The sequence below is a fragment of the Streptomyces sp. A01 genome, assembly GCF_059026195.1.
In genome coordinates this window covers 73,631-94,753 of sequence record NZ_JBWLKN010000006.1, presented here as the reverse complement: position 1 = coordinate 94,753, position 21,123 = coordinate 73,631, and the positions used below count along the sequence as shown (strand labels likewise).

Annotated in this window: 14 protein-coding genes and 1 pseudogene; 11 read left to right on the top strand and 4 right to left on the bottom strand. The window is 72.1% G+C overall.

All coding sequences use genetic code 11. The annotated features are described in order from the left end of the window. From AC5P1B_RS09895 to AC5P1B_RS09870, 6 genes are all read left to right on the top strand, one after another. Positions 1-1,749 (top strand): acyclic terpene utilization AtuA family protein, encoded by a 1,749-nt coding sequence (locus tag AC5P1B_RS09895; protein ID WP_493886589.1) that lies wholly within the window; start codon positions 1-3, stop codon positions 1,747-1,749. Then, the gene (locus AC5P1B_RS09890) at positions 1,746-3,353 is read left to right on the top strand and encodes an acyl-CoA carboxylase subunit beta (protein WP_493886279.1); all 1,608 of its coding nucleotides are present in this window, start codon (positions 1,746-1,748) and stop codon (positions 3,351-3,353) included. Before AC5P1B_RS09895 ends, AC5P1B_RS09890 begins: the two co-directional genes overlap by 4 nt. A 7-nt stretch (positions 3,354-3,360) precedes the next feature. Continuing rightward, positions 3,361-5,496, top strand: coding sequence for an acetyl/propionyl/methylcrotonyl-CoA carboxylase subunit alpha (locus tag AC5P1B_RS09885; RefSeq protein WP_493886278.1), 2,136 nt, complete (start codon positions 3,361-3,363; stop codon positions 5,494-5,496). Positions 5,497-5,978: 482 nt separating this feature from the next. Next, complete coding sequence (locus AC5P1B_RS09880) at positions 5,979-7,172, top strand: acyl-CoA dehydrogenase family protein (RefSeq protein ID WP_493886277.1); 1,194 nt, start codon at positions 5,979-5,981, stop codon at positions 7,170-7,172. 91 nt (positions 7,173-7,263) lie between these two features. Continuing rightward, on the top strand, positions 7,264-8,193 hold the full coding sequence (locus AC5P1B_RS09875; RefSeq protein ID WP_493886276.1) for an enoyl-CoA hydratase family protein: 930 nt from the start codon (positions 7,264-7,266) through the stop codon (positions 8,191-8,193). After that, on the top strand, positions 8,190-8,810 hold the full coding sequence (locus tag AC5P1B_RS09870; RefSeq protein ID WP_493886275.1) for a TetR/AcrR family transcriptional regulator: 621 nt from the start codon (positions 8,190-8,192) through the stop codon (positions 8,808-8,810). Before AC5P1B_RS09875 ends, AC5P1B_RS09870 begins: the two co-directional genes overlap by 4 nt. Positions 8,811-8,964: 154 nt before the next feature. Here AC5P1B_RS09870 and AC5P1B_RS09865 read toward each other — a convergent pair whose 3' ends face one another. Continuing rightward, on the bottom strand, positions 8,965-10,065 hold the full coding sequence (locus AC5P1B_RS09865) for a citrate synthase 2 (protein WP_493886274.1): 1,101 nt from the start codon (positions 10,063-10,065) through the stop codon (positions 8,965-8,967). Positions 10,066-10,499: 434 nt separating this feature from the next. Here AC5P1B_RS09865 and pdxH point away from each other — a divergent pair, with 434 nt between their 5' ends. Further along, a complete protein-coding gene (gene pdxH, locus AC5P1B_RS09860) occupies positions 10,500-11,201 on the top strand; it encodes a pyridoxamine 5'-phosphate oxidase (RefSeq protein WP_493886586.1) in 702 nt (233 codons plus the stop codon). A 584-nt stretch (positions 11,202-11,785) separates the two neighbouring features. Beyond that, entirely contained in the window at positions 11,786-13,474 is a 1,689-nt protein-coding gene (locus AC5P1B_RS09855) for a PAS domain-containing protein (protein ID WP_493886273.1), read from the top strand. Between the two features lie 65 nt (positions 13,475-13,539). Here AC5P1B_RS09855 and AC5P1B_RS09850 read toward each other — a convergent pair whose 3' ends face one another. Then, entirely contained in the window at positions 13,540-14,313 is a 774-nt protein-coding gene (locus AC5P1B_RS09850; RefSeq protein WP_493886272.1) for an SIS domain-containing protein, read from the bottom strand. Positions 14,314-14,611: 298 nt separating this feature from the next. On the opposite strand from AC5P1B_RS09850, the gene AC5P1B_RS09845 reads away from it, so the two are divergent. The 3 genes and pseudogenes from AC5P1B_RS09845 to AC5P1B_RS09835 all read left to right on the top strand — a co-directional run. Next, positions 14,612-15,304, top strand: a complete 693-nt coding sequence (locus AC5P1B_RS09845) for an iron-dependent transcriptional repressor DtxR (RefSeq protein ID WP_493886271.1) — start codon at positions 14,612-14,614, stop codon at positions 15,302-15,304. A gap of 1,194 nt (positions 15,305-16,498) precedes the next feature. Then, positions 16,499-17,371 (top strand): alpha/beta fold hydrolase, encoded by an 873-nt coding sequence (locus AC5P1B_RS09840; RefSeq protein WP_493886584.1) that lies wholly within the window; start codon positions 16,499-16,501, stop codon positions 17,369-17,371. Positions 17,372-17,647: 276 nt separating this feature from the next. Further along, positions 17,648-18,358, top strand: a pseudogene (locus tag AC5P1B_RS09835) (FtsK/SpoIIIE domain-containing protein); the annotation flags it as partial. Between the two features lie 321 nt (positions 18,359-18,679). On the opposite strand, the gene AC5P1B_RS09830 reads toward AC5P1B_RS09835, so the two are convergent. Continuing rightward, positions 18,680-20,347 (bottom strand): transporter, encoded by a 1,668-nt coding sequence (locus AC5P1B_RS09830; RefSeq protein WP_493886270.1) that lies wholly within the window; start codon positions 20,345-20,347, stop codon positions 18,680-18,682. Continuing rightward, positions 20,344-21,096: an ABC transporter ATP-binding protein gene (locus AC5P1B_RS09825; RefSeq protein ID WP_493886582.1), complete on the bottom strand. Its 753-nt coding sequence runs from the start codon at positions 21,094-21,096 to the stop codon at positions 20,344-20,346. Before AC5P1B_RS09825 ends, AC5P1B_RS09830 begins: the two co-directional genes overlap by 4 nt. Positions 21,097-21,123: the final 27 nt, after the last annotated feature.

Genomic DNA, 21,123 nt, shown 5'->3' with positions numbered 1-21,123 from the left:
GTGCTGCCAGCCTCGGGCGGAAGCCCGGACGGCCCCGCACGGCGCGCCACCGCGCCGCCGCTGCGGATCGGTAACGCCTCCGGCTTCTACGGCGACCGGTTCGACGCCGTACACGACATGCTGACCGGCGGCCCGCTCGACGTGCTCACCGGCGACTACCTCGCCGAGCTGACCATGCTCATCCTCGGCCGCGACCGGCTGGGGGACCCGGGGCGCGGCTACGCCAAGACCTTCCTGCGCCAGCTGGAGGAAGGGCTCGGGCTCGCCGTCGAGCGCGGGGTGCGGATCGTGACCAACGCGGGCGGCCTCAACCCCGCCGCCCTCGCCGACGCCGTACGGGAGCTGGCCGAGCGCGTCGGGGTGCCGGTGCGGGTCGCGCACGTCGAGGGTGACGACGTGCTGGCCCGCGCCCAGCGTGAGGGATGGGGCGAGGGCGCCCTCACCGCCAACGCCTACCTCGGCGGCGCGGGCATCGCCGCCTGCCTGCGCGGCGGCGCCGACGTCGTGATCACCGGGCGGGTCACCGACGCCGCGCTGGTCACCGGACCCGCCGCCGCGCACTTCGGCTGGGCGGCCGACGACTGGGACGTCCTCGCCGGGGCCGTGGTCGCCGGGCACGTCCTGGAGTGCGGGGCGCAGGCCACCGGCGGCAACTACTCCTTCTTCACCGAGCACGACACACGCCGCCCCGGCTTCCCGCTGGCGGAGCTCCACGCCGACGGCTCGGCCGTCATCACCAAGCACCCCGGCACCGGCGGCGCCGTCACCACCGAGACCGTCACCGCCCAGCTGCTGTACGAGACGCAAGGCGCGCGCTACGCCGGGCCCGACGTCACCGCCCGGCTCGACACCGTGACGCTGGCCCAGGAGGGCCAGGACCGGGTGCGGATCGCCGGGGTGCGCGGCGAGGCACCGCCGCCCGCCCTCAAGGCGGGGCTGACCCGGCTCGGCGGCTGGCGCAACGAGGTCACCTTCGTGCTGACCGGGCTCGACATCGACGCCAAGGCCGCTCTCGTACGGCAGCAGGTCGAGGACGCGCTGGAGGGCAAGCGGCCCGCCGAGGTCCGGTGGACGCTGGCCCGTACCGACCGGGCCGACGCCGCCGTCCAGGAGGAGGCCAGCGCCCTGCTGCGGCTCGTCGTGCGCGACCCGGAGGCGGACACGGTGGGGCGCACGCTCAGCGCCGCCGCCATCGAGCTGGCCCTCGCCAGCTACCCCGGCTTCCACGTGACAGCGCCGCCCGCCAAGGGCGCCCCGTACGGCGTGTTCGAAGCGGTGTACGTGCCCGCCGACAGCGTGCCGCACACGGCCGTGCTCCCCGACGGGCAGCGGCTGCCCATCGCCCCGCCCGCGGCCACCCGCGAACTCGCCGACGTCGAACCCCCGCCCCTCCCCGAACCGCTGCCGGACAGCCTGCCCACCCGGCGCGCCCCGCTCGGCCTGATCGCCGGGGCCCGCAGCGGCGACAAGGGCGGCAGCGCCAACGTCGGCGTATGGGCGCGGACCGACGAGGCATGGCGCTGGCTCGCCCACGAGCTCACCACCGCCACATTCCGCGAACTACTGCCGGAAACCGCCCACTTGAGCGTCACCCGGCATCCGTTGCCACGGCTGCGGGCGCTCAACTTCCTCGTCGAAGGACTGCTCGGCGAGGGCGTCGCGGCGCAGGCCCGATTCGATCCGCAGGCCAAGGCCGTCGGCGAATGGCTGCGCGCCCGGCAACTGGACATACCGGAGGTGCTGTTGTGACCGTCCTCGCGTCGGCGCTCGACACGGCGAGTGCCGAGTACGCCGCCAACAGAGAGGCGATGCTCGGCAAGCTCGCCGCCGTCGAAGCCGAACACGGCAAGGCCATCGCCGGGGGCGGTGAGAAGTACGTCAAGCGCCACCGGGGCCGGGGCAAGCTCCTGGCCCGCGAGCGCGTCGAACTCCTCCTCGACCCCGACACGCCCTTCCTCGAACTGTCCCCGCTCGCCGCCTGGGGCAGCGACTACGCGGTGGGCGCGGCGCTCGTCACCGGCATCGGGGTCATCGAGGGCGTGGAGTGCCTGGTGACCGCCAACGACCCCACGGTGCGCGGCGGGGCGAGCAACCCGTGGACGCTGAAGAAGGCGCTGCGGGCCAACGAGATCGCGTACGCGAACCGGCTGCCCTGCGTCGCCCTCGTCGAGTCGGGCGGCGCGGACCTCCCCTCCCAGAAGGAGATCTTCATCCCGGGCGGGGCGCTGTTCAGGGACATCACCCGGCTGTCCGCCGCCGGAATCCCCACCCTCGCCGTCGTCTTCGGCAACTCCACCGCCGGAGGCGCGTACGTCCCCGGCATGTCCGATCACACGATCATGGTCAAGGAACGCGCGAAGGTCTTCCTCGGCGGGCCGCCGCTGGTGAAGATGGCCACCGGCGAGGAGAGCGACGACGAGTCGCTGGGCGGCGCCGAGATGCACGCCCGCACCTCCGGGCTGGCCGACTACTTCGCCGTCGACGAACTGGACGCCTTGCGCCAGGCACGCCGGGTCGTCGCCCGCCTGAACTGGACCAAGGCGCACCCCGACCCCGGCGGCGCGCATACCGCACTGGCTCCCCTCCACGACGAGGACGAACTCCTCGGCATCGTCCCCGGGGACCTGAAGGCCCCCTTCGATCCGCGCGAGGTCATCGCCCGCGTCGTCGACGGCTCCGACTTCGACGAGTTCAAACCGCTGTACGGGGCGAGCCTGGCGACCGGCTGGGCCCGGCTGCACGGCTACCCGGTCGGCATCCTCGCCAACGCCCAGGGCGTGCTGTTCAGCGCGGAGTCCCAGAAGGCCGCCCAGTTCATCCAGCTGGCCAACCAGCGCGACATCCCGCTGATCTTCCTGCACAACACCACCGGCTACATGGTCGGCAAGGAGTACGAGCAGGGAGGCATCATCAAACACGGCGCGATGATGATCAACGCCGTCTCCAACTCGAAGGTCCCGCACCTCTCGGTCCTCATGGGGGCCTCGTACGGCGCCGGTCACTACGGCATGTGCGGGCGTGCGTACGACCCCCGCTTCCTCTTCGCCTGGCCCAGCGCCAAGTCGGCCGTCATGGGCCCCCAGCAGCTCGCGGGGGTGCTGTCCATCGTCGCCCGCGCCTCCGCCGCCGCCAAGGGCCAGCCCTACGACGACGAGGCCGACGCAGGGCTGCGCGCCATGGTGGAGCAGCAGATCGAGTCCGAGTCGCTGCCGATGTTCCTGTCGGGGCGGCTGTACGACGACGGTGTCATCGACCCGCGCGACACCCGCACCGTCCTCGGCATGTGCCTGTCGGCCATCCACAACGCACCGGTCGAGGGCGCGCGCGGCGGCTTCGGCGTCTTCCGGATGTGAGGCATAGATGATCAGCTCCCTCCTCGTCGCGAACCGTGGCGAGATCGCCTGCCGCGTCTTCCGTACCTGCCGCGACCTCGGCATCGCCACCGTCGCCGTGCACTCCGACGCCGACGCGGACGCGCTGCACGTCCGCGAGGCGGACGCCGCCGTACGCCTCCCCGGCAACGCGCCCGCCGACACGTATCTGCGCGGCGACCTCATCGTGAAGGCAGCTCTCGCCGCCGGAGCGGACGCCGTACACCCCGGCTACGGCTTCCTGTCCGAGAACGCCGGATTCGCACGCGCCGTCATCGACGCCGGGCTGACCTGGATAGGGCCGCCGCCCGCGGTGATCGAGGCCATGGCCTCCAAGACCCGTGCGAAGGAGATCATGGGCGGCGCCGGGGTGCCGCTGCTGGCTCCCGTACGGCCCGAGGACGCCACAGCCGCCGATCTGCCCCTGCTGGTCAAGGCGGCGTCGGGCGGCGGCGGCCGGGGCATGCGGCTGGTCCGCGAACTCGGCGCGCTGGCCGACGAGGTGGCCGCCGCGAGCGCCGAGGCGGTCTCGGCCTTCGGTGACGGGGAGGTCTTCGTCGAGCCGTACGTGGAGGCGGGGCGGCACGTCGAGGTGCAGGTGCTCGCCGACGCGCACGGCACGGTGTGGGCACTCGGCACCCGCGACTGCTCCCTCCAGCGGCGCCACCAGAAGGTCATCGAGGAGGCGCCCGCGCCCGGCCTGGGCGACGACCTCAGGCACACCCTGCACGAGGCGGCCGCCGAGGCCGCCCGCGCCATCGGCTACCAGGGCGCGGGGACCGTCGAGTTCCTGCTCTCGCCCGAAGGGCGCGGCTACTTCCTGGAGATGAACACGCGTCTCCAGGTCGAGCACCCGGTCACGGAATGCGTCTACGGCGTGGACCTGGTCGCCCTCCAGCTCAGCGTCGCCGAGGGCGCGGCCCTGCCCGCTGATCCGCCGGAACCGAACGGTCACGCCGTAGAGGCCCGGCTGTACGCGGAGGACCCGGCCAGGGGGTGGCAGCCACAGACGGGGGTACTGCGCAGGCTTCGGGTGCGGGGGGCCGAGGCGGCTGGGTGGGTGGGTGCGTCGGGACCCGCGGGGGAGGGTCCTGGACCGCATATTCACGGCGCCCTCGGCCCCTTCCGAGAAGCGAACCCCGACACAGGCGCCACACATACACGTCAGCGTCCAGAACCCTCCCCCTCCGGCCCCGCCGCGCGTCCGTCGTCGTCTGCGGTCCGTTCTGGGGAGGGGGGCGGTAGTGCGGGACTGCGCGTTGACTCCGGGTTCGGTGACGGGGACACCATCGGTGTCCACTACGACCCGATGCTGGCCAAGGTGATCGCCTGGGCACCCACCCGCACTGAGTCCATCCGCCGCCTCGCGCACGCTCTTGAACGCGCCCAGGTCCACGGCCCGGTAACCAACCGAAGCCTGCTCGTACGGTCCCTGCGCCACCCGGACTTCGTGGCGGCCCGCCTCGACACCGGCTTCTACGACCGCCACCTCGACGCGCTCACCACCACCCCGGACGCGGACGAGGCGCCGCTGGCCGCCCTCGCCGCAGCCCTGGCCGACGCGTGCGGCCGCTCACGGTTCGGCGGCTTCCGCAACGTTCCCTCCCAGCCGCAGTCCACGACATACCGCAGCGAGCCGGACGGCACCGAGCACGACGTCCGCTACCGCCTGACCAGGGACGGCCTCACCGCCGACGGACTGCCGGACGTATGCCTGCTCAGCGCGACACGGTCCCGGGTCGTCCTCGAAACGGGCGGCGTACGGCGGACGTTCGAGGTCGCGGCGTACGACGACGGCACCACCTACGTGGACGCACCACCCCTGGGCGGTTCCATCACCCAGGCCACCGCCTCGTACGCCCTCACCCGGCTCCCACGCTTCCCGGACCCGACCGCCCGCACCGAACCGGGTTCACTGCTCGCCCCCATGCCCGGCACGGTCATCCGCGTCGCCGACATCACCGTCGGCGACCCCGTAGCGGCCGGCCAGCCGCTGCTCTGGCTGGAGGCCATGAAGATGGAACACAAGATCACCGCCCCGTCCTCAGGAACCCTCACCACGCTGGACGTCACCCCCGGCCAGCAAGTCGAAGTCGGCGCACTGCTGGCCGTTGTGAGTGTGTGAGTCACCGCAGTGACGGACGGGTCACGGTGATCGTCGGCACACCCTGACGGTCGGGTCACGGTCACGGTGACCGTCGGGACACCGTGACGGTCGGGACACCGTGACCGCGCGTGGTGGCCCCCGGACTCCGACCCGACCCGGACCCCGACCCGAATATCGACACGGACCTCGACGCGGACGAAAGGCGAGGGGGACGGAGAGAGGGGGACGGAGAAAGAGGAGGGACGGACCGGCTCGGCCGACGCGCGCGGGAGGTGTCGAGGGCGCAGAGGGGGTCGGGACGCTATCGGATATTTGTGGCCAACGAGAGGCCAACTCCTCGCATCGGGGCACCGGGCCGTAAATATCCGGTCCCGCGCCCCCTCGGAGCCCTCGGCGCCGACCCCCGACCACACCACCGCAACACCGGACGACCCCGACGTCGCGCGAAGCGCGACCGCCCCGCCCCGCCCTGCCCCGCCCCACTGAGAAGGAGCCCACACATGTCGAACCCCCTGATCGAGTCCGAGGAACACCGCGCGCTGCGCGAGGCCGTGGCGGCGCTCGGTGCGCGGTACGGCCGTGACTACATGGCCACCGTCGTCCGCGAGGGCAAGCACACCGACGAGCTGTGGGCCGAGGCGGGCAAGCTCGGCTACCTCGGGGTGAACCTCCCCGAGGAGTACGGCGGTGGCGGCGGTGGCATATCCGAACTGTCCATCGTCCTCGAAGAGCTGGGCGCCGCGGGCTGCCCGCTGCTCATGATGGTCGTGTCGCCCGCCATCTGCGGCACCGTCATCGCCCGCTTCGGTACCGAGGAGCAGAAGCGGAAGTGGCTGCCGGGTCTCGCCGACGGCACCCGCAAGATGGCGTTCGGCATCACCGAGCCCGAGGCAGGCTCGAACTCGCACCGCATCACGACAACCGCCCGCAGGGACTCGGCATCCGGAGCCGGGTCGGACGGAGCCGGGTCGGACTGGGTGCTCAGCGGCCGCAAGGTCTTCATCTCCGGCGTGGACATCGCCGACGCGACCCTCATCGTCGGCCGTACCGAGGACTCCCGCACCGGCAAGCTCAAGCCGTGCCTGTTCATCGTGGACCGGGAGACCCCCGGCTTCTCCTACCGGCAGATCCCGATGGAGGTGTCCGCCCCGGAGAAGCAGTTCGAGCTGACCATCGACGATGTGCGGTTGCCCGCGGAGGCACTGGTCGGCGACGAGGACGCCGGACTCCTCCAGCTGTTCGCCGGGCTCAACCCGGAACGCATCATGACCGCCGCCTTCGGTCTCGGCATGGGCCGCTACGCCATCGCCAGGGCCGTCGACTACGCCAACACGCGGCAGGTGTGGAAGACCCCGATCGGCGCCCACCAGGCCATCGCCCACCCACTCGCGCAGTCGCACATCGAACTGGAGTTGGCTCGGCTGATGATGCAGAAAGCCGCCTTCCTTTACGATGCGGGCGACGACATGGGGGCCGGAGAGGCGGCCAACATGGCGAAGTACGCGGCAGGGGAGGCGACCGTCAAGGCCGTCGACCAGGCCGTGCACACGTTGGGGGGCAACGGCCTCGCGACCGAGTACGGGCTCGCCTCGCTGATCACGGGCGCGCGCGTGGCCCGGATCGCCCCGGTCAGCCGGGAGATGATCCTCAACTTCGTGTCGCACACCTCGCTCGGCCTCCCGAAGTCGTACTGACCGCTCCGGGCACCGGCACAGGACGTGCGGACACAGGACGCACAGGACGGACAGGACGTTCAGGACGGACAGAGAGGAGGCCGGCGGCCCGATGACCGACGTGCCTGACGGGACGAGCGACGGAACACGTGACGGGACGAGCGACGGAACACGTGACGGGACGAGTGACGAGGCAGACAAGGCGGCGGTGGCGGCGGACGGCGGCACGAAGGCCGCCGCGCCCCTCGTACGGCGTTCCGCCGAGCGTGGCATCACGACGCTCACCCTCGATTCGCCCCACAACCGCAACGCCCTGTCGGCCCGCCTGGTGACCGAGCTGCTGGCCGGTCTGGCCGCCGCCGTCGAAGATGCCGGTACCCGTGCCGTGCTGCTGACGCACACCGGCAACACGTTCTGCGCGGGCGCCGACCTCAGCGAGGCGGCGTCGGCGGCCGCCGACGCCGCCTCGGGCACCGCGCCGGTCGCCGGTCCGCTGGGCCTCGCCCGGCTGATGCGCACCATCGTGGAGCTGCCCGTGCCCGTCGTCGCCCGGGTCACCGGGCACGTACGGGCCGGGGGCCTCGGGCTGCTGGGCGCGTGTGACATCTCAGCGGCGGGGGAGGGCGCGAGCTTCGCCTTCACCGAGGCCAGGCTCGGCTTGGCGCCCGCCGTCATCTCGATGCCGCTGCTGCCCCGTATCGACGCGCGGGCGGCGAGCCGCTACTACCTGACGGGCGAACGGTTCGACGCGGCCGAGGCGGCCCGTATCGGCCTGGTCACCCTCGCCGGGGACCCGGACGAGGCGCTGGCGCCGGTCCTCGACGGGCTGCGGCGCGGCTCCCCGCAGGGGCTCGCCGAGTCCAAGCGGCTCGTCACCGCCGAGGTGCTGCGGGCCTTCGACCGGGACACCGAGGCGCTGGCCGAGCAGTCGGCGCGGCTGTTCGGTTCCGAGGAGGCACGGGAGGGCATGACGGCCTTCCTGGAGCGGCGCGACCCGGCGTGGGCGCTGGGCGCCGGGCGCCCGGCGGGGGCGTCGCGTTGACCGCGCGCCCCGCGCTGCGCGACCCCAAGCAGGACCGCAGCCGCGCGACCAGGCAACGGCTGCTTGAGGCCGCCGTCGCCTGCCTGTGCGAACACGGCTGGGCGGGCTCGACGGTCTCCGTCGTCGCGGAGCGGGCGGGGGTCTCGCGCGGGGCGGCGCAGCACCACTTCCCCACCCGGGAGGACCTGTTCACCGCCGCCGTCGAGCAGGTGGCGGAGGAGCGTTCGGCCGCCATGCGTGGGCTGCTGAAGGATGCGGTGAACTCCCCGGACCGGGACGGTCCCGAGCGTACGCACGCGGTGGTCGACGCGCTCATCAGCCTCTACACGGGACCGTTGTTCCGGGCGGCGCTGCAACTGTGGGTCGCGGCCTCGAACGAGCCGCAGCTGGGAATCCGCGTGAAGGCCCTGGAGGCGCGCATCGGCCGGGAGAGCCACCGGATGGCGGTGGAGCTGCTCGGCGCCGACGAGAGCGTCCCGGGAGTGCGGGAGACCGTGCAGGGCCTCCTCGACATGGCGCGCGGCCTCGGCCTCGCCAACCTGCTGACCGACGACGCGCCACGCCGCGAACGGGTGGTCACCCAGTGGGCGCGGCTGGTCCACGAGGTTCTGACGTAGGGCACGAGCCCCCCGGCGCCCCACATGCGGAACGCGCACCGCGACCAGCCGCAACCGGCCACGGCGTACGCACCAGGGCGGCGCACGTGGCCGTGCGCCGCCCTGGTGTCACAAGCGGACTCTCACCGCCCGGCGTGAGCGCCAGGCGGGCGTTTCAGCGGCCGATGTCGGCGTAACCGACGATGTCGCGCGGGCTGCGCGAGCTGGGTCCGACGTACGTCGCGGACGGCCGGACCAGGCGGCCGGTGCGCTTCTGCTCCAGGATGTGCGCGCTCCACCCGGCCGTGCGGGCACAGGTGAACATCGAGGTGAACATGTGCGCGGGGACCTCGGCGAAGTCCAGCACGATGGCCGCCCAGAACTCCACGTTCGTCGCCAGCACCCGGTCGGGGCGGCGCGCGTGCAGCTCTTCGAGAGCGGCCTTCTCCAGGGCCTCGGCGACCTCGAAGCGCGGCGCGCCCAGCTCCTTGGCCGTACGGCGCAGCACACGCGCGCGCGGGTCCTCGGCGCGGTACACGCGGTGCCCGAAGCCCATCATCCGCTCGCCCCGGTCGAGGGTCTGCTTGACGTAGGCCGTCGCGTCGCCGGTGCGCTCGATCTCCTCGATCATGCCGAGGACGCGGGACGGCGCACCACCGTGCAGCGGGCCCGACATCGCGCCGACGGCACCGGACAGGGCGGCGGCGACGTCGGCGCCGGTGGAGGCGATGACGCGGGCGGTGAACGTGGAGGCGTTCATCCCGTGCTCGGCGGCCGATGTCCAGTACGCGTCGACAGCGGCGACGTGCTTGGGGTCGGGCTCGCCCCGCCAGCGCTTCATGAACCGCTCAACGACGGTCTCCGCCTTGTCGATCTCCTTCTGCGGGACCATCGGCAGGCCCTGGCCGCGAGCCGACTGCGCGACGTACGACAGCGCCATGACGGCGGCACGTGCGAGGTCTTCGCGGGCCGTGGCCTCGTCGATGTCGAGCAGCGGTTTCAGGCCCCACACGGGCGCCAGCATGGCGAGCGCGGACTGGACGTCGACGCGGATGTCACCGGAGTGCACCGGGATCGGGAACGGCTCGGCGGGCGGCAGACCGGGGTTGAACGCGCCGTCCACCAGCAGGCCCCACACGTTCCCGAACGAGACGTTGCCCACCAGCTCCTCGATATCCACACCCCGGTAGCGGAGGGCGCCGCCTTCCTTGTCGGGTTCGGCGATCTCCGTTTCGAACGCGACGACTCCTTCAAGTCCGGGTACGAAGTCGGACATCAGGCGGCTCCTCTGGATGTGGTCGACAAAACGGCTTGTGACCAAGTTGTCAAGGTCTGAAGGCCCGGGACGGTTACACGGCCGCGTGGCGCGGCTCGCGGTCCATGCCGGTTGCCCCGGTGCCGTTCCCCGCGCGGCGTGGTGGTCGTCCAGCCGCCTGCGGAGTCAGACCCGGGAAGGTGTGTGGTGCGGCTCAGTGCAGAACCGGCAACGATAGCCGTTGGTATCCGGAGCCCACAGTGGGCCCGTAGATGATTTTGGCGGGTTCACCACCTGCGGGGAAGCGTGAGAAGCGGCACACTGCCCCCTTCCACTCAAGAGGATTACGGGCGCGCGAGCCGGGGCAGGGTGAACCAGCCCCCTGGCCGATGCTGCAAGATGTGCGCGTGTCTCATGCCGACCCGCAGCCGCCGCGCGTCCACGACCCCGCCGACATGCGCGAGCAGTACCGCGACGCGGGGCTCTTCGAGGCCGACCTCGCGGCCACTCCGTACGAGCAGTTCAGCCGCTGGTTCGCCGAGGTGGCCGAAAGCGGGCTGCACGAACCCAACGCGATGGTCGTCTCGACGGTGGACGCGGCGGGGCGCCCCAGCTCCCGTACGGTCCTGCTGAAGGGCTACGACGAGCGGGGCTTCGTGTTCTACACCAACTACGGCTCCCGCAAGGGCCTGGAACTGGCCGCGAACCCGCATGTCTCGCTGCTCTTCCCCTGGCACCCGCTGGCGCGTCAGGTGATCGTCTCGGGCGTCGCGGAGCGGACCGGCCGGGAGGAGACCGCGGCGTACTTCCGGACCCGGCCGCACGGGTCCCAGCTGGGCGCGTGGGCGAGCCGGCAGTCCCAGATGATCGGCTCCCGCGCGGCGCTTGACCAGATGTACGAGGAGCTGGCCCACCGCTATCCGCCGGACGAGCAGGTTCCGGTGCCGCCGGGGTGGGGCGGTTTCCGGGTCGTGGCGCGGGAGGTCGAGTTCTGGCAGGGCCGGGCCAACCGGCTGCACGACCGGCTCCGCTACACGCGCATCACGGCGGTCACCGGCGGCGCGCCGGAGGGGGAAGCGGGAGGCTCTGGTAACGGTGACGGTGACGGCGCCGGTGCCGCCGAGGGCGACTGGATCGTCGAGAGGCTGTGTCCGTAGCCGTACGGGGGAGTGGGCGCGTGGAGCCGTACGCGCCGGACACTTCCTACGGAGAAGGGCGCGCCGGGCGGGGACGCCGCCCGTCAACGTGACGCAGGCCGGGCGTACGCGCGCCCCGGCTGCCCGCGAACGCAGGCGACCCGCGGGTCTGTTCCCCTGCGCCGTGAGGCGCGAGGGGGCCGGTCGGACGAACCGGCGACTCCGCGGGTCGGGTGACTGCTTGGGATTGGCCAGCCGCACACATCTCTCGTGTGCGCGTCCGGCGCTGCGTGGCCTCTTGTTCCGGGCACCACCAGGGGCGGAGCACGGAGCGAAGCGTTGTGCGACGGCGGACGCTAGCCCGCAATCACCTCACGCGTCCGGATTTTGTACATCGGCCGAACCACCTCCCTTCTCGTGTGCACCACACATTAGGAACCGCTCGGCGCACCCACAACCGAATTTCCGGCAAGCAACGATTTCGCCGAACACGGTGTGGCGCGCGTCACGTTCGAGTTCAATTGCTCGCTGTGTGGCATTCGACGTGCCGCACTTGCCACACCTGTCGTGCGGCACACGCAGCCACGTCCAGCAGGGGGTGTCCGGTGACTGCCTCGCAACGTTCCGACCCTGCCCGTTCCACGGATTCCGCGGACGCGTCGGCCTCGGCCGACGATCCGGACGGTGGCTCGCCGGGGGGCTCACCCGGCGAGCCGGACCCAGCCGGTACGGCCGAGCGTGACGACTCCGACCTGCTCGCCGCGCTGCTCGACGGCATGGACGCCGCGCTGTGCGCCTTCGACTCCGACGGCACGGTCACCCACTGGAACCGTGAGGCCGAGCGCATCCTCGGCTGGACGGCGCAGGAGGCGGTCGGCCGCCAGGGGCTCGTCGACTGGGCGGTGCGGGAGGCTGACGCCGAGGACGTGGAGTCCCGGCTGCTGGGCGTGATGCGGGCGGGCGGGCGGCAGGTCCACGAGTTCGCCCTGCTGACCAAGGAGGGCGGCCGGGTCCTGGTCCGTACGCAGTCCTCCGCCGTGATCGGCGCTGACGGCCGGGCCGCCGGGGTGTACTGCGCGTTCAGCGAGGTCCATACGCAGATCGACCTGGAGCGGTCGATCGCGCTGAGCGAGGCGCTGTTCGACGACGCCTCGTGGGGCGTGGTGCTGGTCGACGCCGATCTGCGCCCCGCGGTCGTCAACAGCCACGCCGCCCAGGCCCTGTGTACGGGGCGCGCCGTGCTGCTCGGGCGCCCGCTGGGCGAGCTGCTTGAGCAGGGCGTGGAAGAGGTGGAGAGCGCCTTCCAGCACGTCCTGGCGGAGGGGCCGCCGCCCGCGCCGACCGAGATCTGGGTGACGGTGCGCGGCGAGGGCTCCGACCTGGGGCAGCCGCCCATCCGCCGGTGCTGGCGCAGCGGCTTCCTGCGGCTCGCCTCCCCGCTCGCCGAGGAGCCGGTGCCGCTCGGCGTGGCATGGCTCTTCCTCGACGTCACGGAGTCCAAGCGGGCGGAGCAGGAGAGCGCCCGGATGCGGTTCCGCAGCAACCAGCTGCACCGTGCGGCGCGGGCCGCGGCCGAGTGCGAGGACCCGATCGAGGCGGCCACCGTCTATCTGGACTTCGCGCTGGCGGGCTTCGCCGACCACGCGCTGGTCGACCTGGTGCGTGAGCCGCAGCCGAAGCCCGCACAGCATGCGCCGCCCGGCACGTCCTCGTCGCCGACGCCGTCATCCACGGCCGCCTCAGTCCCGGGGCCTCCCGGACAGCGGCCCCCCGGACAGCGGACCGGCGGGCCGCTGCCGTCCGAGCCGTCGGCGTCCGCGCCCCCTTCCGGCGCCGCGCCCGGCGTCGCCTCCGGCTCCCGCTCGCGTTCCGGTACCGACTTCGAGCAGCCGTCGGGAGGCCCGCCGATCTCCTTGGTGCGGGTCGTGGCGGCGCCCGCCGGGGCGGCGGGGGTCGGCCCATGCGTCCCGGTCGCCAGGGCCGACGGCATCCCGGTGGCGTACATGGAGGGCCACCCCGCCCTCCTGGCGGCCGACCGCTGCGGATCGGTGCGCGCCAGCGCGAGCCGTACGGACCAGGAGGGCAGCGCGCAGTGGGCGGCGGCCCGCAAGTGGCCGGGCGGCACGGTGCACGGGCTGTGCGCGGTGCTGCGCAGCAGAGGCCGCACGCTGGGCGTCGCCTCTTTCCTGCGCGGCCCGAGCCGCCGGGCCTTCGACCGTACGGACGCCGCGTACGCCGAGGACGTGGCGGTACGGGTGGCCGCCGCGATCGACCTGGCCCAGCAGCTGCGCTGACGCCTGCCTGGCGCGGCTGCTGAGCCATCTGCGGCAAACAGACAGGCGCAGCAGCCGGGCAGGGCTCAGTGGCGGTAGAAGATCCGGTCGCCGTACTCGGCCATCACCCGGCCGTTCCACTCATGGCCCCCGTCGACGTTCCCGGACCGCAGCATCGGCGGGTCGATCCCGCGCGCGGCGAGTTCCCCGGCGGCCGAGGCCAGGACGGCCTGCATCAAGGCGCTCGTCACCACGGTCGAAGCGGGCGCGAACGGCGCGGCGACGCCCTCAGCGGTCAACTCGGCGTCCCCCACGGCGATCTTGCTGTCGATGACGAGGTCGCAGTGGTCCCTGAGGAAGGTGCCGGACGTGTGCCGCGACGTGGTCTCCTCCGCGTACGCCGCCGACGTCACGCCGATGACCTTCAGACCGAGAGAGCGGGCGTTCATGGCCATTTCCACGGGCAGGGAGTTGCGGCCGGAGAGAGAAATGATGAAGAGGAGGTCCCCGGGGCGTGCGGGGCTGGTGTCGAGCACGGCCCTGGCGAGTCCGTCGACCCGTTCGAGCGCGCTGCCGAGCGTGGCGGGCATGACATCGACACCGATCGCGCCGGGCACCAGAAGCAGGTTCATCAGGGCGAGGCCGCCCGCACGGTAGACGACGTCCTGCGCGGGCAGCGAGGAGTGCCCGGCTCCGAAGGCGAAGAGACGTCCGTCGGCCTGCACCGTGTCGGCGATCATCGCCGCGGCCTCGGCGATGTGCCCGGACTCCTCGTCGCGCGCCCGCTGGAGCAGCGCGATGGCGGCGTCGAAGTACTGCCCGGTCAGCTTGGCGGCGACTGGACGTGTGCTCTCGCTCATCGACGAGGTGCCCTTTCCTTTGTTTTTCCGGCGTTTTCCCGGCCTTTTCACTGCTGTCCCACTGCTGCGTCACTGCCGTCTCACTGCTGTGTCGCCGCTGTGAGCTCGCGGCAACGCGCGCGTCTCCGTGCCCGTCTCCGCGCGCGTGGCGCGGATCACGTTGCGGTCTGGACCAGTGCCCTGTCAATAGCCCGCGGAGACGCGAACGCGGTTCCGACAAGGGCGGCACGGCACGGTTGTCGGTGGGATGCGTCAGAATTGAGTTCAGGGCCACCGCACGACACACCGAGGGGCACGCATGTCCGGATTGATCGACACGACGGAGATGTATCTCCGCACCATCCTGGAGCTCGAAGAAGAAGGTGTGGTCCCGATGCGCGCCCGGATCGCGGAGCGGCTCGATCAGAGCGGCCCCACGGTCAGCCAGACGGTCGCGCGCATGGAGCGCGACGGCCTGGTGACGGTCGCCGGGGACCGGCACCTGGAGCTGACCGACGAGGGGCGTCGCCTGGCCACCCGCGTGATGCGTAAGCACCGGCTCGCCGAGTGTCTGCTCGTCGACGTGATCGGCCTGGAGTGGGAGCAGGTGCACGCTGAGGCGTGCCGCTGGGAGCACGTGATGAGTGAGGCGGTAGAGCGCCGCGTGCTTGAGCTGCTCCACCACCCGACCGAGTCGCCGTACGGAAACCCGATCCCGGGGCTGGAGGAGCTGGGCGAGCAGTCCGAGGCCGATCCGTTCCTGGAGTCGGGGATGGTGAGCCTGCTGGAGCTGGAGCCGGGCGCGGAGGGCAAGACCGTGGTCGTGCGCCGCATCGGCGAGCCCATCCAGACGGACGCCCAGCTGATGTACACGCTGCGCCGGGCCGGAGTCCAGCCCGGAGCCGTGGTCAGCGTGACGGAGTCGGCCGGCGGCGTGCTCGTCGGCAGCAGCGGCGAGGCGGCCGAGCTGCAGTCGGACATCGCCTCGCACGTCTTCGTCGCCAAGCAGTAGCGGCGACGCCGCGCAGCGGTAGCGGTGTGTCGCCGAGAGCGGCGCTGCCGCTGGGCGGGCATGCGCGCCGCCTCGCCCGTCACCTCGCGCGGTGCGCGGTGTCCGCGTGAGGTGCTGTACGGCTCGTCCGTACGGCCTGAGCGAGGTCCGTACGGGCCGGAGTCTGTACGGCCCAGGGCGGAGAGTGAGGCGGACGGCCGCCGGGGTGCCATGGAGGCTCCCGGCGGCCGTTTGACGTCTCCGGTGTCGGGCGCCGCAGCGGACTCGGTTCCTCCGCCACCCCCGCCACGCCTCATCAGCCCCACCGGCACCCAGCAGCCTCTATCGGTCCCTACCAGTCCCCACCAGCTCCCACGCCCAGCGGTTCTGCGTACGCCCCCGTCCGTACGCCCCCATCCGGCCCCCCGCAGGCGCCGTCTGGCCGCCGTCAGGCGGAGGGCGGGCCGCTGGGGCGGCAGTTGGCGGCGCGCGGAGCTGTTGCGGAAGGGGGAGGGCGGAGCCTTCGCGCGGTGCGACTGGGCCGCGACCGGGTGGTTCACATGCCTGGTCAGATGCGCCAATAGGCTTTTTGTCCCCCGGAGTTGACGGAAAGCGAGCGCTCGCGCCCGGAGCGTGCCACGCTGTCGCTGACGCATATGCGAGCGGTTGCGTCGAGGGCCGGGGGTGTGGGGCACGCGGGATCACTCCCGGTGTCTCCCGGGGCTGGGGAGGTGGGTCCGATGGGCCCGTCATGGTCGTGGGGAGCTGTCGCGGACACGTCGGGGAGTGAGCGGCCGGCGCGCGGTGAGGCAACAACCGCCGCCGCTCGGACGCGCCTCCGTGGACGCGCGCGCGGGCGCGCCCGCGCGCAGGTCTCTGCTCGCCTCCGCATCAGAGCTGCTTGGGCCCTTGCCGGGGCTGCCCGGTCCCGTACGGGAGCGCGGCGCGACGAAAGCCCCGACGGCCTGAGCCGCCGGGGTCTCGCCTCCCCGTGTCCCCCCGTGGCGACCTGGAGCCCCGAGCTCTCAAGGTCCGCCGGGACGGACTCCCTTCCCCGAGCAGTCCGCCCTCGTCTAGCTGTCTCCCCTCGGCAACGCCGGGCAATCCTTGAGGTCAGTCACTCGAACGAGGGGTGTTACCGCACGAAACGCTTTGTTCGAATAGGAGTTCGATAGTGTGGAGCTGCTCTAGGGAGGAATGGGGGTGCCAGGACACATGGTGCGGCGCATTGACGTGACCGGAGCCAGTGGCGTGCGGCTCGCTGCCTGGGAGTTCGCCGACCCACCCAAGGCGGGGAACGGCGGCCGGACGGGAGACCGTGGACCGGGGGTGTTGTTATTGCACGGCCTGATGGGCCGTGCCGCTCACTGGGCCGAGACAGCCCGCTGGCTCGCCACCCGGCACCGTGCTGTCGCCCTCGATCAGCGGGGCCACGGCCGCAGCGAGAAGCCCTCCGACGGGCCGTACACACGCGAGGCGTATGTGGCGGACGCCGAGGCCGCCGTCGAGCGGCTCGGCCTCGGCCCCGTGACCCTCATCGGGCATTCCATGGGCGCGCTGACCGCGTGGCAGCTCGCCGCCCGCCGACCCGACCTCGTGCGGGCCCTGGTCATCTGCGACATGCGCGCCTCGGCGCTGGGCGCCGCTTCGCAGCGTGAGTGGGCCGACTGGTTCAAGTCCTGGCCGGTCCCGTTCGGCACGCTCGCCGACGTTCGCAAGTGGTTCGGCGAGGACGATCCGTCGCTGGAGCGCCCCCGTCCCGCTCGTGGGGACTTCTTCGCCGAGGTGATGGCCGAGCGCGCCGACGGCTGGCGCCCCGTCTTCTCCCGCCGCCAGATGCTGATGGCCCGGGAGACCTGGGTCCACGACGCCCACTGGGAAGAGCTCGCCCTCGTCCAGTGTCCCACCCTGGTGGTGCGCGGCCTCGACGGCGAACTGGGCCGCGCCGAGGCCCAGGAAATGGTCCGCGTGCTGCCTCACGGCACCTACGCCGAAGTTCCTGACGCGGGCCATCTCGTCCATTACGACCAGCCCGAGGGCTGGCGCAGAGTGGTGGAGCCGTTCCTGGAGTCGGTGCTGCCCGCGTAGGAGGCTGCCGCTGGCGCCGCGCGCCTGAGAGGCCAGGACCGGCCGCTCGCCGACGGCCGGTCCTGAGCCGGTAGCCACGTCTGCATCCGTCGGCCAGTGGCCAGTTCGCGCATGACGGGCGCCGGCGAACGTGGCTATGCCACAGGCGCGTTATGGAGGCGCGTTATGGCCGTGGTGGGCTCCGAGCCCATGCGCGGGCCGCCTGGTAGCGCCTCTGAGTAACGAGGCGCTTGCTCCACGCGGAGTCCTTTGGCGGAACGCCTCGACCACCACACGCCTCCGCTCATGCGGCCTCTTCGGATCGACGCCCTGCCTATCCGGGTGACCGCCGAGGAAGCGATGGCCCTCCAGCCCGCTTTCACCGCGCCCCCGCTGTGGGCGCTCATCGGAGTCGGTGGCGACGAACTGGGTCCGGTGGGCATCGACCTGGAGGAGTCCGGACCCGGCTTCGTGATCGCGGGACCGCCCAAGTCCGGGCGCTCAAGCACTCTCGTCACGGCGGCACGCTCGTTGCTCCGCAACCAGGTGCCCGTCATCCTCGTCACCCCGCGCAAGTCACCGCTCCGAGAATTGGAGGGGGAGCAGGGCGTGGTGGGCATACTCAACGCTGAGAGTACCGAGGATGGCCTCGAAGAACTGATCGACACCATCGGCGGCCCCTATGTCGTGGTCGCAGATGACGCGGAGCTGTTGTACGAGACACCGCTGGACGAGGCACTCGAAGAAGTCGTCAAGAAGGGACGAGACGGTGATCACGGGCTGATCGCCGCAGGCAGCTCGGACACCCTCTCCAACCAGTACCGAGGATTCGTGGTCGAGGCCCGCCGGTCGCGGCATGGCCTGCTTTTGCGGCCGGAGGGCTCTGCGGACGGCGAGCTGTTCCGTATCCGACTCGCCGCGAACACTGGTGGCGGCCCGACCGGGAGCGGGCTGATGGTAGCCGGCGGCGCCATCATGCCGATTCAGGCCGCCCGCGACGAAGGCTGAGCGCCGAGGCAAGACAAAAGGCCAAGGACAAGGGCAAACAGGACCCGCCATGCGGCGTCAACCACCTGCGCGCCACGTCCGGTACGGGCCCGCACCAGCTCAAGGCGACCATCACCTGGGACATCTCCTGGAAGGGCTCGGGCAACTCAAGCGGTGACCTCCCGGACGGTACGTACGGCTCGACGACCGATGTGACGGTCCAGGAAGTCCAGGCGATCAACCGCTGACGCCAGGAGGGTCCCGGAACGGCGCCGTAAGACAGAAACGGGGGGCGGCCCGGCGTGCTCAGCGCACCGGGCCGCTCCCCTCGCTCCGCCGCACTCAGCCCTTGCTGACCGCTGTGAGGATCTCCGGCAGCCGCGCCACGGTGCGGGGCGCCGCCAGCCGCAGACCGGCGACCGCGATGCCGAAGCCGTACGCCCCGCCCAGCGGGAGGACGAGCCACAACCAGCCGTGGGCGCCCGCCACATGCAGCCAGATCGTCAGGGCCAGCACGGGGGCGCACAGCAGGGCGCCCACGAGCATGCCGCCGAGGATGCTGATCCAGGCGAGGCCCGCCTGGCCGGGGGCGACGTTCTTGTAGCCGCTGTCCTGCGGAATGGAGTACGGATAGAGGGCCGAGGCCACGGCACCCGTCGCGAGCAGTGCGCCGAGCAGCGCCAGCGACAGCCCCAGCGCCTCGGGGAACGCCGCCCAGTCGTCCAGCAGCGCGGCGGAGCCCAGGACCACCAGGGTGACGTAGGGGAGCGCGACCAGCGACAGGGCCAGGGCGCGGGCCCGCAGCTCCAGATAGGCGTCGCGCGAGGTGGAGATGGCCTGCGCCACCATCCAGAACGCGGAGGAGTCCTGCCCGAACTGGTTGTACATCTGGAGCCCCAGCAGCCCGGCCGCCCAGCACGCGGTGTAGACGCTGCCGCCGCCCTGCAAGGCCGAGACGACGGGAAGCAGCAGCCCGATCCCCAGCGAGGTCGCCCAGCCCGCCTTCGTCTTGGGGTCGCGCCACGCGTAGCGCAACGTGCGCAGCATGACCGTGCCCGTACGGTCGTCCGGGAGCAGCTTCGCCACTCCGCGCGCGTCGGAGCCCGACTTCCGCTCCTCGACGACCTGGAGCGTCGAGGCGTCGGGGGACGTCATCAGCTTGCCGAGGGCGTGCTGCCAGTACCAGAGCAGGGCCGCCAAGGTGGCCACGGCGACCGCAAGTTGCGCCAAGGCCATGCCGTACGAGCCCTCGCTCGCGGACCAGACCGCGTCCATCGCCGAGCCGGGGGGCACCCAGCGCAGCACGTCGGCCACGGGCTCAAGGGAGGACAACCCGCCCGCGCCGGACAGCTTCTGGGTGGCGAGGTTCACGACCTGCGCGCCCACCGCGATGATCAGCCCGCTGAGCAGGGCGAGATCGCGGCCCTTGCGGCTGGTGAGCAGCCGGACGTTGGCGGTCGCCATGGCGCGGGCGAGCGCCACGCACACGAGCAATGTGAGGAGGACGGCCGGCACGGCGAACACGGCGGCGACCGCCCCGTGCGCGAGGGCGATCACCGAACCCACGGTGAGGGTGAGGGTGAACAGCGGCCCGATGCCGATGAGCGAGGACGTCAGCAGCGCGACGACCAGCGCCCGGGGCCGCAGCGGCAGCATCACCAGCCGTGTCGGGTCCAAAGTCTCGTCGCCGGAGGGGAAGAACAGCGGCATGACGGCCCAGCCCAGCGCGACGGTGGTGGCGAGCGTGACGACGAGCGCGGCCACATGGTCGTGGCCGCGCAGGGCGATCAGGCCGAGCAGTTGCAGGGCCGCGAACAGCACGGTGATCACGATGGACGCGATGTACGCGGCGCGCCGACCGGCGGACTGCCGTAGTCCGTTCCGTAGCAGCGACAGCTTCAGCTGGACGAAGACGGCCGTGACGGCGCCGGTGGAGGCGGCGGCCGGCGCCGGGGCGGTGGCAGGGGCCGGGACGGGTGCGGGTGCGGGCGAGAAGGCGGGCGCGTTCACCGGGCGCCGCCGCCCAGCCAGTCGAGGCTCTGGCCCCGGTCCCTGTCGTTCGCGCCGACCAGCTCCAGGAACGCGTCCTGGAGGGAGGCCGCCTCGCCCCGCACCTCGGCCAGTGGGCCGTGTGCGCGAATCCGCCCGGCGACCAGCACGGCCACCCAGTCACACAACGACTCGACCAGCTCCATCACATGGCTGGAGAAGACGACGGTCGCGCCAGAAGCGGTGTAGCGCTCAAGGACGCCGCGGATCGTCTGCGCGGAGACCGGGTCCACACCCTCGAACGGCTCATCCAGGAACAGCACCTCGGGGTTGTGCAGCAGCGCGGCGGCGAGGCCGATCTTCTTCCGCATGCCCGTCGAGTAGTCGACCACCAGTTTGTGCTGCGCGCCCGCCAGATCCAGGACGTCCAGCAGCTGGGTGGCCCGCTTGTCCACCTCGTCGCCGGGCAGGCCGCGCAACCGGCCGGTGTAGACAAGAAGTTCGCGACCGGAAAGCCGTTCGAACAGGCGCAGCCCTTCCGGCAGCACCCCGATCCGGGCCTTCACCGCGACCGGGTCACGCCATACGTCGTGCCCGCCGATCTCGACCTGTCCCATGTCGGGCCGCAGCAGGCCCGTGATCATCGACAGGGTGGTGGTCTTCCCCGCCCCGTTGGGTCCGACGAGTCCGATGAACCGACCGGCGGGCAGTTCCAGGTCGATCCCGGCGACGGCGACCTGTTCCCCGAACCGCTTCCACAGACCCGACACCCGTACGGCGACCGGAGACGCTTGCGC

Excerpts from the sequence above, each read along its gene's own strand:
- AC5P1B_RS09840 (WP_493886584.1), top strand. The coding sequence starts at position 16,499 with ATGGTGCGGCGCATTGACGTGACCGGAGCCAGTGGCGTGCGGCTCGCT.
- AC5P1B_RS09850 (WP_493886272.1), bottom strand. The coding sequence starts at position 14,313 with ATGAGCGAGAGCACACGTCCAGTCGCCGCCAAGCTGACCGGGCAGTAC.
- pdxH (WP_493886586.1), top strand. The coding sequence starts at position 10,500 with ATGCGCGAGCAGTACCGCGACGCGGGGCTCTTCGAGGCCGACCTCGCG.
- AC5P1B_RS09885 (WP_493886278.1), top strand. The coding sequence starts at position 3,361 with ATGATCAGCTCCCTCCTCGTCGCGAACCGTGGCGAGATCGCCTGCCGC.
- AC5P1B_RS09865 (WP_493886274.1), bottom strand. The coding sequence starts at position 10,065 with ATGTCCGACTTCGTACCCGGACTTGAAGGAGTCGTCGCGTTCGAAACG.
- AC5P1B_RS09880 (WP_493886277.1), top strand. The coding sequence starts at position 5,979 with ATGTCGAACCCCCTGATCGAGTCCGAGGAACACCGCGCGCTGCGCGAG.
- AC5P1B_RS09845 (WP_493886271.1), top strand. The coding sequence starts at position 14,612 with ATGTCCGGATTGATCGACACGACGGAGATGTATCTCCGCACCATCCTG.
- AC5P1B_RS09875 (WP_493886276.1), top strand. The coding sequence starts at position 7,264 with ATGACCGACGTGCCTGACGGGACGAGCGACGGAACACGTGACGGGACG.